General features: G+C 32.1%; 13 protein-coding genes and 1 pseudogene. 4 read left to right on the top strand and 10 right to left on the bottom strand.

Annotation, left to right across the window (positions count from 1 at the left end):
• Both DMP16_RS05055 and DMP16_RS05050 read left to right on the top strand, forming a co-directional pair.
• A pseudogene (locus tag DMP16_RS05055) lies at positions 1-194 on the top strand (hypothetical protein); the annotation flags it as partial.
• A 50-nt stretch (positions 195-244) separates the two neighbouring features.
• Positions 245-535: a 4a-hydroxytetrahydrobiopterin dehydratase gene (locus tag DMP16_RS05050; RefSeq protein WP_069283856.1), complete on the top strand. Its 291-nt coding sequence runs from the start codon at positions 245-247 to the stop codon at positions 533-535.
• On the opposite strand, the gene DMP16_RS05045 is transcribed toward DMP16_RS05050, so the two are convergent.
• The 7 genes from DMP16_RS05045 to DMP16_RS05015 form a co-directional block, all read right to left on the bottom strand.
• The gene (locus DMP16_RS05045) at positions 527-1,690 is read right to left on the bottom strand and encodes an MFS transporter (RefSeq protein WP_069283854.1); all 1,164 of its coding nucleotides are present in this window, start codon (positions 1,688-1,690) and stop codon (positions 527-529) included. The two genes, DMP16_RS05050 and DMP16_RS05045, sit on opposite strands and share 9 nt — an antisense overlap.
• A 33-nt stretch (positions 1,691-1,723) precedes the next feature.
• A complete protein-coding gene (locus DMP16_RS05040; protein WP_069283852.1) occupies positions 1,724-2,230 on the bottom strand; it encodes a hypothetical protein in 507 nt (168 codons plus the stop codon).
• Positions 2,227-2,937, bottom strand: coding sequence for a hypothetical protein (locus DMP16_RS05035; RefSeq protein ID WP_069283850.1), 711 nt, complete (start codon positions 2,935-2,937; stop codon positions 2,227-2,229). The genes DMP16_RS05040 and DMP16_RS05035 overlap by 4 nt, the downstream gene beginning before the upstream one ends.
• Before the next feature lie 32 nt (positions 2,938-2,969).
• Entirely contained in the window at positions 2,970-3,737 is a 768-nt protein-coding gene (locus DMP16_RS05030) for a tetratricopeptide repeat protein (RefSeq protein ID WP_069283848.1), read from the bottom strand.
• Positions 3,738-3,837: 100 nt separating this feature from the next.
• On the bottom strand, positions 3,838-4,656 hold the full coding sequence (locus DMP16_RS05025) for a gamma-glutamylcyclotransferase (protein WP_069283846.1): 819 nt from the start codon (positions 4,654-4,656) through the stop codon (positions 3,838-3,840).
• Between the two features lie 3 nt (positions 4,657-4,659).
• Positions 4,660-4,947 carry a hypothetical protein gene (locus DMP16_RS05020; RefSeq protein WP_069283844.1) on the bottom strand — a complete coding sequence of 96 codons (288 nt, stop codon included), beginning with the start codon at positions 4,945-4,947 and terminating at the stop codon, positions 4,660-4,662.
• Positions 4,928-5,302, bottom strand: a complete 375-nt coding sequence (locus DMP16_RS05015; protein ID WP_143576943.1) for an NfeD family protein — start codon at positions 5,300-5,302, stop codon at positions 4,928-4,930. The genes DMP16_RS05020 and DMP16_RS05015 overlap by 20 nt, the downstream gene beginning before the upstream one ends.
• Before the next feature lie 34 nt (positions 5,303-5,336).
• Between DMP16_RS05015 and DMP16_RS05010 the strand changes: the two genes are divergently transcribed.
• Entirely contained in the window at positions 5,337-6,641 is a 1,305-nt protein-coding gene (locus tag DMP16_RS05010) for a thermopsin family protease (RefSeq protein WP_143576942.1), read from the top strand.
• Positions 6,642-6,664: 23 nt separating this feature from the next.
• A complete protein-coding gene (locus DMP16_RS05005) occupies positions 6,665-7,474 on the top strand; it encodes a slipin family protein (protein ID WP_069284711.1) in 810 nt (269 codons plus the stop codon).
• Positions 7,475-7,507: 33 nt separating this feature from the next.
• Here DMP16_RS05005 and DMP16_RS05000 read toward each other — a convergent pair whose 3' ends face one another.
• The 3 genes from DMP16_RS05000 to DMP16_RS10935 form a co-directional block, all read right to left on the bottom strand.
• Positions 7,508-8,602, bottom strand: a complete 1,095-nt coding sequence (locus tag DMP16_RS05000) for a DNA double-strand break repair nuclease NurA (protein ID WP_069283838.1) — start codon at positions 8,600-8,602, stop codon at positions 7,508-7,510.
• Complete coding sequence (locus tag DMP16_RS04995; protein ID WP_069283837.1) at positions 8,599-9,306, bottom strand: hypothetical protein; 708 nt, start codon at positions 9,304-9,306, stop codon at positions 8,599-8,601. Before DMP16_RS04995 ends, DMP16_RS05000 begins: the two co-directional genes overlap by 4 nt.
• Positions 9,293-11,596: hypothetical protein (locus tag DMP16_RS10935; RefSeq protein WP_185957815.1), on the bottom strand; the 2,304-nt coding region annotated here is incomplete at its 5' end. The genes DMP16_RS04995 and DMP16_RS10935, both read right to left, overlap by 14 nt.

Below are 11,596 nucleotides of genomic sequence, written 5' to 3'. Positions count from 1 at the left end.
ATATAGCTAATTACGGGAGACTTATTCTTTACATAATTGTACTTCTGATAGCAATAGCAATTATCGTGGAACCATTTGGAAATGTTACTACTATAATTTATGCATTGTCATGGGGTTTGGCAATAGCTTTCGCTATAGCACTCATACCTTTGGTCATTACCTTGGTTAAAAGATTTCTTTCAGAGGTTAAATGATTTTTTAGGATCATAAAGGTTTTTAATCGTGAAACAGTTAAAGCATATTCATGAGAGAAATCTCGGAAGGAGAAATTAGTCAACTTATATCAGCAGGTTGGAATTTAACTGAAGATAGAAAGAAAATTAAGAAAGAATTCAGATTTAAGAACTTTAAGCAATCTATCGATTTTATGAAAGAAATACAGCCCATAGCTGATGGTCTTAACCATCATCCAGATGTTTGTATATACTATAATAAAGTGTTTATAGAACTTTCAACGCATGAAAAAGGAGGATTAACGGACTTAGATTATCAGTTAGCCGTTAAAATAGATGATATTTATAAAATGTTATCCTAACATTACCTTATCCTTCCATGCTACTTTAATAAGTAATATGGTAGATACGATAACTGGTAATAGTAAAGTCATAAAGGCTAATCGGTAATTTGATTCTAGGATATATAACAAGTATCCATAAATTGCAGGTGAGATAGTGAAAAGTACATTATTATATGCTAAGAAGAAAGAATTGGCTGAATTCCTTTCAGCAATATTTGTTCCTCTACTAATCATTACTGTGGATATGGGGAATATTGAACCATGAGGTATTCCCAAAATAAACATTCCTACTAGAAGTATGGTATAGTTAGGAGCTAACGAGACCACTATTATGCCAATAATAGTCACCATTATTGAAATGAGTAATGGTCTCCTTAGGTCTCTGAATGGTTTTATCGACATCAAAAACCTAGTTATGAATGACAACGTGAAAAAGGGTATAAACACTGAGTAAGCTTCAAAGCTAGATAGATTAAACAGCTCCTTAGCATATATAGCTATAAAAGTAGTTATAACGGCGAAGGGTATGTTATATGAAGTTATTGCTAATATGCTTGCTATTAAACTCTTATTCTTCAAAGTATTGAATCCTTTCACCTCATTTTTTACCTCAGGGAACTTCACAGTTCTTGAAAGGAAAGCCAAAGGTAGAGATAACGGTAAGAACAATAGAAATATATCTCTATACGTATAACTTTTTAATAACAAGGTTTCTAAAATAGGACCTATTATTAAACTAAGACTTAAACTTGTAGAGTATATATTGAGTAATCTCTCTGAACTTTTCTTATCATAACCTGAAATTGAAGCAAACGTAACTAAGTTTGGCATTATGAACCCGTATAAAATACCGGTAATAGGAACCACTAACCATATCGTAACAGCATTTGAAATATAAAACAAGACTAGAATTGGTATCACTAATATAGATGATAGGATGAAAGCTATTCTCCTCTTAGAGGACTGTAAGAAAACATTGATCAAGCTGGTCGCTATTAATGTAGCAAGTGAGAATGACGCAGACAATAACCCTACAGTTTCATCGTTCATACTTAACTCATATTTAGATAATAGAGGTATAGTCGTTGAGATCATGTTATTTACTGATCTTGCAGATATCGTAGACAGTAATATTATAATGATTATATATATAAGACCTTCCTTTTTTCTCACAAAATTCAAATCCCCTACATTAAAAATAAAAAGTTATCTTAGAAGGAACTTTATAATCTCTACTCCTCCAACTTTAGTTCCCTTATCTACCTTAATCTTTAAAAAATTTTTAAATATACTAATTTTCCCATTCATATTTACGTGAATTACTTTACCTGGTAATTTCCAAATAGCCTGATAAGGGTATTCCGCGACCTCTTCCTCATAAGAATTCTCATAAACGTTAACTCCCTTTCTCAACCTCCCTCTGAATACAATTATAAATTCTAGTACCGGATGTTCGATATCAAGAAGAAAAAGGTCAATATTGATTACCTTAGCTAAACTTCTGACACCGTTTATAAGGATTTGTTCTTCGTCCAAAAATCTCTGCATATTACGTCTAATCTCGTTTAACTCTTCCTTAAGTATTTCTTTACTTAAGCTAGCATAATATGTGTTTTTATCATAATAATAGAAAAAAGTATACTGAGTAACAGTGCCTGATTTATCCATTACAAAATTTCCTAAAGCATATATAGGAGTTACGTCTTCACTCATGTTCTTTTCCTTTTTCTTGGAACCTCCACCTGTAAGTATCCGTTTAATACTTCTCTTAAACTTTGACATCCATCAATTTTCTTTTTTAATTGAGCAATGAAACAACATAAAGCTCTTAGTCTATCAATTGTAATAAATTTTATCGAGTTTTGAGGTCTTTCGGTAGATATAGTCAAAAACTTCCCTTGACCTACTAAAGCTTTCAGATATAATCTGTTAGTATAAGCGAGCTCTGATGTCACCCATTTACCTTCCACTTGTTCGGGTATCTTTATCTCATTCCATGTTACCTTACTGCAGTCTAAATCTACTTTAAATTCTTCCTCTGAACTGATTAAGTCTACTACCTCCGCTTCACTTAATTGTGCTGTTCCCAAGAAGTTTGAGGTTACATTAATTAGTTCATCTTTTACGCAAGCACAGCAGGATAATGTTTGCAATTCATCTAGCATCTCAAAGTCTCTTAAATTTATATTATTGGTTCCTCTTACGGTTGATATAGTAAGTAAGGTCAAAGAATTAGGTAGCATAAGTACTTCAAACCTAAAGTAATTTGAATCAGCTATCCTTATAATATATGTCTTATTTTCCTCATTTGCTAATTTTCGAAATAAACTAAATTTTTCTTGCAGAAAGTTCTTGTCACAATTAGGAACTAAAAAGGTGAAACCCCTTATCTCTCTGAACTGCTTAGTTGAGCACTCCATGTTTAATATATATTTGTATATCTTATTTAAACTTAAGACCCGTCAAGCTCTCTAACCCTTTCAATATCGCTCATAGCTTCTTCTTCCATACCTAATTTCATATAACTTTTAGCTCTTCTCACGTATGCTCCTCTGTAGTTAGGGTTCAAAGCAATAGCCTTAGAATACAACGTAACTGCATCTTGTAAAGATCCGGTTCTTTCTTTTAGTTCACCTAAATTAAAGTAGACTTCAGCATAATACGGGTTTAAATTAATAGCAACTTGTAAATCATTCTCCGCTTCCTTGTAATCCCCCAATTCCTTGAGGGATAGAGCCCTAAACAAATATAATTCGGCATCCATGGGATAATACTCTATTGCTCTACTAAGATCCCTTATAGCATCCAGGAATCTACCTAACTTAAACTCAGAAATACCTTTTATTTTATATATTAAGGGATCATCATTTCCCGTTATTTCTTTCACTTCATTGAATGCCTTATCGAAATCTTCAAGCCTTAAATATATTAATGCCCGTAATTTTTTGAATTCGTCAGAATCCCCTTTCTCAAGGTATTGTAGTGCATCAGCATAAAGACCTCTAGCTATTAGAACTTTGGCTATTCCCAAACTATCGTTAGCTTTCATGAAACTATCTAGAGCCTCATCTAATTTGCCCATCTCCATCAGAATTCTTCCTTTAATAGAATAAGCTTCTCTCAGTTCAGGATTTTGAGCTATTATCTCATTTACGAGTTTAAGAGCGTAATTTAAATTTCCGTTCTTATATTGTTTATATACTTCATCAAGATTCAACATCCCACTAATTAATTTAATTGTTAATATAGCTAATAAGAATTTTTAAACAGTAAAATCAGAACCGAGTTCGATCGTCATCAAATAGGTTATGCCAGGCTCATCATATGTACTTATCTAAACCCGTACTAATACAACTATTACCCCAACCTCTCTTTAAACCTTCTCTTATAATTTCTACGTATTCATTACTTGGATCTCTTTCATCTTCCTTATGACTTGAAATATACGCATAAGCAAAATACTCTTTCCCCTCTTTATCATAAACCTTTACAACTTCTCTCATATACTTTATCAAATGTTGCTCAGCTCTATCTAAAGAATTTAGAGTGTGAAGGAAGACCTTCTGCAAATAGCCACAAATCTTTCCATTAGGCTCTTCAACTAAATTTGCGCAATAACCGTACTTACAAGGGATATTGAATATCATCCTATACCCTAGGGAGTATGCAGGAATTTCACTTAAAATTAAGTCAACCCCTCTTGAATGAAGAACATTTAAATTTGTGTTCTCTGCGTATGCAAAATAGTTTACTATTATAGGCATACCTATCCAAGCAGAATAGTCACCAGACTCTATCTCTTTCCTATCTACTATTTCCCTATTATACTTATAGAAAAATACATTATCAATATAATATTTCCTCTTTTGATCGAAGAAAACCCTAGTTCTCTGCCTAGTATATAAGTCATCAGGAGAACCCTTGTAGTCTTCTACCTCATCAAGAAATTTAATTAACTCATCATTTATCTCATACACTTCGCCCCATACAACACCATCTCCTTTTATAATACCTGGATAACTACCTAAATCATACATATCGTATCCTTCTATGTATCCTAAACCAACAAACCTAGACTTGGAAATGATATGATGTAACTCAAAACCATACCTAAGGCTACCGTATACAAAAATATACATAAATTATCCACCTATCAAACTTTCTAACCAAAGCTCAACTTCATCTTTACTCATAGCTCTTATAACTTTATCTTCCTCTATGAGCAAGGCGGAATCAAGATAAGCTAAGTCACCATTTTTAATGAACTTCAACAAATAGTATCTTTGAGATGCCTCACCATAATTTTCACCTCCAGCCTCTTCTATAGGGGGTGGGTAATAAATAGCTAAGATCTCGTTTTGATTTTCCTTTACTTCCCAACCTCTTTGTCTTAACATATTTATTAATTCTCTATACTCTATCTGTCTCAACTCTACTCGCCCTCTTCTTCACTATTAGTTTTAATCCTTCCCTTTTAACAACAACTATGTCCTCACCTTTTTTAATATCTTCCAGTGCAATTGCCTGCCAATATTCTCCTTCTACTAAAACGTAACCCTCTTTTCCCACCTTCATATCCTCTAATGCTTTGCCTATCTTTCCCTCATAAGAATACAAATTTCTCCCTCTAGTTTTAATTACAACATTAATTACCCTATATGTAAGAAATCCTAAGATGGCTAGCGAAGGAATGTCAATTATTGGATCAGAAATATAACCCGTAATCACAAGCACAGCTATCAAAATAACAATGATTATTATTGTAATAGCTACTGGGTGTGCCACAAATTTTTATTAGTATAATTAATATATATTTCTGATGTACAAGATTATTCTCATAATAATTCTATTGCTTTCGCTATTACTTCCCTTAACGGTACAATCACAAGCCTTAATATTTTCCTTTCCTACTGGCATATCCAGCTTTCCAATAAATACGATAATTTATACTAATTTTGTTCAAGGGGAGATAAATATTACTAGCTTGAAAATAGGAGATTCGTATTTACAAGGACAGCTTTTGACCAATGGTAACGCGTCCCTACAATTAAATGCAATGATATTAGGCAAATATTGGGCTCAAAACGTGATATTATTTCATCAAATTTCTTCCAATACATTTTACTTAACACTTATAGTAAATGTATGGAATTTAAGCGGCCCGTTTTATAATACAACATTAAACGATTCTGAAGTGTATCAAGGTCTAGGAATAATCTACTATCAAGGACCTACTTTTAAAGAAAGTCTTCCTTTACATATTTCCTTATTTATGGACATAGTTAACTCTACGTTACAATTCGGTTATGATATAAACAACCACAAAGGAATATATTTTACCTTGCCTATAATCGGACTATTTCAGATAGGAGGTTTTTCCATTCTAGGGCTACCAAATGACTTGGAACTAGTATGGGGTGGACCGGGGGGAGGTAGTATGGTATACATGAATGTAACAGCTACAACCCAGCTATACTATTTTAATGGCAAATCATTAACAATAGTCCCTAATGCATACTCGATTGGATTTGATACTGCCGAATCAGCTTATGGAACAAAAGTAAATACATATTTACGCAACATCTTTTCACCACTCGCTTTTGAGTCTCCGGGTATAAACACTCCTAATATATTATGGCCTATTCCTCCCCAGATTAAAGTTAACCAAACCGAGAACAAAATATACGTTAACATCAGCATTAATGGAGAACCTATACCAGATCAAGAGGTATATCTTGAAACAGGTTTTCCTCCCTCAGTCGCTGCTAAATCCATCACTAATTCCTCCGGTATTGCTGAATTTTCATACGAAAATTACTCTTTTTACGAAGTTTATTTTCCCGGTAACTATACTCTGTCTTCAGCCTATTATTACTCCTCACCAATACTTAATTCCTTGACCACAAAGATACAAACTTATTATCAGCAATTATTAAACTTTTTAAAATCATTTCAAAATTCATTTAAAAATGGAATTAAATCCGTACTTTCGAAACAAAGCCCCACAACAACTACAAAACAAACAAATAATCAGATAGGATTTAACATGTATATCATAATCTACATTTTAGCTTTCGTAATTGGTATGGTAATTTCAGCAATATTAATAAGGTTCAAATTATAGTTTATATATTGGGGAGTAAAAAAGTGGCAATTGATATAGGTTTAATTGTAGGTTTGGTGTTTTTGTTCATAATAATAATAATATTTGTAGCGATGTCCTTCAGAGTAGTGAGGGAGTGGGAAAGAGCAGTAGTACTAAGATTAGGAAGATTTCTTAGGATAAAGGGGCCAGGTATTATATTTCTAATACCATTTGTTGATAGACCATTAGTAGTAGACCTAAGAGTTAATACTGTTGAAGTACCTCCACAAACTATATTGACTAAGGATAATGTTACAGTTAGTGTAGACGCAGTGGTATATTACAAAGTAATAGATCCACAAAAAGCTGTAATAAGTGTTTATAATTATAACGTTGCTGTGCTTAATCTAGCTCAAACTTCACTGAGGGATATAGTAGGACAGATGGAATTAGACGAACTGCTAAGTAAGAGGGAAGAAATCAATAGAAAACTTCAAGAAATATTAGACATCAGTACTGAAGGTTGGGGAATTAAAGTAACTGCAGTAACAATAAGGGATATAAGGCTCTCACAAGACCTTCTTACAGCTATGGCTAAACAAGCTGAAGCAGAGAGACTGAGAAGAGCTAAAGTTATATTAAGTGAAGGTGAAAGACAAGCTGCTAGTATATTGGCTGATGCTTCAACATACTATAGAGATAATCCTACAGCTCTTCAATTAAGGTTCCTTGAAACCTTATCTGATATTTCTCAAAGGGGTGGGCTGATAATTGTAGTACCTGCAGGTAACGAAATTTATCCAACATTAGGAACATCAGTGGCATTATCAACATTATCTAAAAAGATACAGGCTGACACTAAACAATCTTAACCCTTCAGCTGGACTAGGATTCTTCATCATTCCTTAAATCTTACTTTTCATCATTAATTCGATTAACTTGTCTTTGGCATCTAAATAATTATCTCTCATTAGTTTAAATAATGTGGCATAGTTTCTAGCTTCACTGAATTTAATTTCTGAAAAATCATCAGCTAACTTATTTAGTAACGTTATTTCTTCAGTTCTCGCTATCGCCCAAGTATTTACATATTTTATATCCTCTATTTTAGGCTCTAATCTATAAACCACATCTAATCTTGCTAGTGGGGAATTGGCATCATACTGATAATAAGCCGAGTATATTGAAAAGTCTCCAAGATTTCTCTTATAATTTTCATAAGCTTTAGAAATTCCCTTTAAGTCATCTAATGTATTATTATGATCCATCAATAAATCCCAATTGATCCATCCTAGAAAGACTGGCTTACTAAATTCATTATTTTCCAATCTAAATCTATATATAATATTTCCTACCAAGTAACTTTCTCTAGCTTTACTCAAAACACTGAATCCATTACTGATAAACTTTTTCGTCATAATTCTATGAGAGAAATTCTTAACTATTCCAAAGATTTTCTTTCGGTTATCCAATAGATTTTTTATGAGGAGAGATCTATACATTGCCAGCTTACCCAAGCTCATAATCCCCTCTAAATCTATATCCTCTTCATAGTAAGTAGGTGGATCAACAATAGGACCATCAAGAAAAATAACATCACACTCTTCACATGTCTCAAGTAATCTAGTTTCTAGACTTAACATAAATAAGATAGACTTGTTAGAAATGATATTTTTATCATAATAATTTTCTATTATTCTAAAATCTTCTAATATACTTGATGGAATTCCTTTATTATCCTTTAAGTGTCCGATAATTCTCACTGCCCTCGCGATAATTAAAGTTATATCCGATAATTCAATTTCGTACTTACTACCGTCAATACTACAAGCAACGTGGTTCGTGTTATCTTTAGCTTCTAAAAATTTGATATTTATATCAGTACTACCATTTACTATGTCATCATATATTAAATTAACGAAAGTCTTTAATTTACTTAGTTGTTCTATATCTCTATTAGCCATTTCATTTATCTTAGCCAAAATATCATTTATATTCAAAATCTCACCTGAATTGTAATACCCCTCTCCGTTAATATCTTTATTACTTTATATATACTTTCTAGATTATTTCTATTTATTTTAACTTCTCCTTTCTCTAGTAGCTCTAACAGTAAATCGAGCTCTGATGGACTTAAACTAATATTCTCATTATTTTCGTTTATTCGCTCAATAGTAAGTTTCCGTATATCTTCTAAGTATCTAATTGCTTGTCTCTCAATCTCACTTAATTTCGATATCGACCTATCTGATGGTACCGGAAACGTCTTTACTTCAACAGGAAGTCTTAAAAATTGTACTAATACTCTAGCAAATATACCCAATTTATTATTTATCTCGTTAATATTTTTAATTTTCTCACTTATTAGCCTGTTCAGCTCATTGTTTATTTCACGTTCTAAGATTTCTAATCTGTTCTTAATATCAGAGGCTAATATTATTATTCTCGTTGGATCGTTGGTATTAGATATTTCGCTAATCAATGTTTTCACCTCATTAAGACCCTTAATGAAATCGTTAGAAACGATGTCCTTGCTTTTATCTTCCAAAACCTTAACTAACTTTAAGGAATTTTCAATAGATTCCTTACTTTTTTCTAACTGTTCTATGAGCTTACTTAATTGATAATCCTCTTCTTTTAATTTATCAAAGTCCAACTCCTGCTCTAAGTCGGTTAACTCATTAATCAATTCACGCAATTTCATGACTCTTTATCACCTCGTGTATTTCGCTAATGAGTTGAGATATTTTCTCTCTCTTCTTTTCAATACTATCCCTTAATCTCGGTAACTCGGGACTAATCTTCTCCAATTCGCCTATCAAAACTTCCAGATCTCTTAGCTCATCCCCTATCTTAGCTAACGAAGTTATTCTCTCCACGACGGTTCCGTTCAACTCATCTATCGATACTCTAACGCCTTTTAACGTTTCACTCATAAGCTTAAACAATAGTAAATATAGATTAAGATCTCCTTCTAAGTTAATTGCACTGATCAAGTAATCTAGATGTTTCTTAAATAGCTCAGTCTCTTTGCTCTCATTTATTTGCTGAACTTTTTTAGATAATTCGACCATATATCTTTCAAAATTTGTTTTTATTGAATCAATCAAATTTCTAATCTGTTTAACTTCGTCTATTTCCTCATTTATCTTAATGTATTTAGTAGCTTTAATTACTATTTCCAATTTATTTTCAATATCATTCACTATTCTTTCTGCCTCATTTACAGCAGCCTCAGTTTGATTTAACAAATCCAAATAAACCTTAGATAATGAAAGATAGCAATAGCATAATCTAACGTCTTTATAAGTAATGCATCCCCTCTTATAACTTTCTAAAACTTCTTTCATTTCAGTTAAGCTTCTAATACCTGCACCTCTTCTCTTGGCTGTAATGAAATAGCCATAGGTTAAGTATGGGTTATTGAGTTTTTCGCTTATTTTTTTAACGTGATCAACCAGCTTCTCGTATACTTTAGAATAATCTAAATTCCTAGCAACTTCTCCAGAAACAATAGATAAATAAGTTAGAAAGTCTAAGGTTGGATTCTGACCTATTTTAGTATCTGGGCTAAATATTTGATAAGAGAAAATTAGCGGATTCGCTTTACTAATATCTTTCCTCTTATCTATAATATCTGCAAAAAACAAAATATAGTTAACTAGCATATCTTCTGCATTATCTTTAAATTTTTGCCTCATAAAGCCGGCTAATAGTTTAGAAAAGTTATTTACATAGTCGCCTAGATAATTGCTAAAATCAACGTAGTTAGCCATGGTCTTTAGAACGTCGTTAGATACAAAGTAGTTGATTATATCTTCTTTGAATGTTTCAGCAGTCTCTATGTCCTCCAAATGAAATTGTTTACTGCCGTAAATTCTAAACTTCTCATTAACTATTTCATTTACCTTCTCAAAAATCACTTCTACATTACTCACTTCCTTATTAGGATAAAATATCAGCCAATTAATTGATTGAATTAACCTTTTATTTTTAGGAATTGGTAACTTTCTTACTTTAATATTACCTAAAATTTTAGAAATAATAACATTTATAGAGTTCTTGACATCGCCTAACCTTAAGTCAATTGCCTCAAACCTTACTCTACTATTACCGTAGATTTTTGAATACAGCAAATATAATAACTGTCTTTTTTTAGGAGTTGACAAATCTATTTTAACGAATGGTATTGCTAAAGAATTTAAAAATTCCATGAGTTTAGTATGATCCGTATCAAGATCAATAATAATACAACCGTGAATGATTTCATTAGACTCCCTAATTTCTTCTATTATTTCGTCTATCTCATTAGAGTCTGTAGCTTTGACTAAAATAACCGAAATAATAACATTATCACTTACTTGAACTTTCAATAATCTTGAATATCTCCCTACCCGCTCCTTGTCTAATATTTTAATGTTATTTAACTCTATAAAATTCTCTATAGCTTCCATTTGCTTATTTATATCAGTGATACTATTATTTACAAATTCTAATGCCTTATCTCTAATCTCTCTGGACTTAAATTCAACTATTAATCCTCCAACGTTAGTATTCACTAGACTTTCAAAGAAACTCCATTGCAATGCGTATGCTTCACTTTCGTAGAGCGGAATTAACTTACGTATTTTATCTTTTATTTTACTAGTATCGACTCCTTCAAATACCACTTTATCTATTTCATCAGAGATAAAAACACTTATCTTATTGTCATTAATCGTTAGTATAAAGTCCTCAACATATCCAACATCTGATCCCTTAGGAAATAATTCTAACCACTTCGAGTAAGGTACTAAAAAACCTTTTACTATGTTCTTTTCGATAGGTTTTATAATTAAGTTCTTATCGGAAAATATCCTACTCATTAGAACTCTTCGAAGCTTTCTTAACTCATTCTCGTCAAGCGAGTTCTCTAAATTTGTTAAGCTATCAAGCTTTACAGTCTCACCCTCAGCGTTTAGTTGAAGACCCTTATCAGATCTTGCTAGCTCATT

The organism is Sulfolobus sp. B1, from assembly GCF_007050195.1.
In the GTDB taxonomy this organism is placed as follows: domain Archaea; phylum Thermoproteota; class Thermoprotei_A; order Sulfolobales; family Sulfolobaceae; genus Saccharolobus.
Note: the sequence above shows the minus strand (reverse complement) of the source record. Positions and strands in the feature narration are given on the sequence as shown.

Coding starts and splice junctions, on each gene's coding strand:
- DMP16_RS05050 (WP_069283856.1), top strand. CDS start 245: ATGAGAGAAATCTCGGAAGGAGAAATTAGTCAACTTATATCAGCAGGT.
- DMP16_RS05040 (WP_069283852.1), bottom strand. CDS start 2,230: ATGAGTGAAGACGTAACTCCTATATATGCTTTAGGAAATTTTGTAATG.
- DMP16_RS05010 (WP_143576942.1), top strand. CDS start 5,337: ATGTACAAGATTATTCTCATAATAATTCTATTGCTTTCGCTATTACTT.
- DMP16_RS05030 (WP_069283848.1), bottom strand. CDS start 3,737: ATGTTGAATCTTGATGAAGTATATAAACAATATAAGAACGGAAATTTA.
- DMP16_RS05035 (WP_069283850.1), bottom strand. CDS start 2,937: ATGGAGTGCTCAACTAAGCAGTTCAGAGAGATAAGGGGTTTCACCTTT.
- DMP16_RS05025 (WP_069283846.1), bottom strand. CDS start 4,656: ATGTATATTTTTGTATACGGTAGCCTTAGGTATGGTTTTGAGTTACAT.
- DMP16_RS04995 (WP_069283837.1), bottom strand. CDS start 9,306: ATGAAATTGCGTGAATTGATTAATGAGTTAACCGACTTAGAGCAGGAG.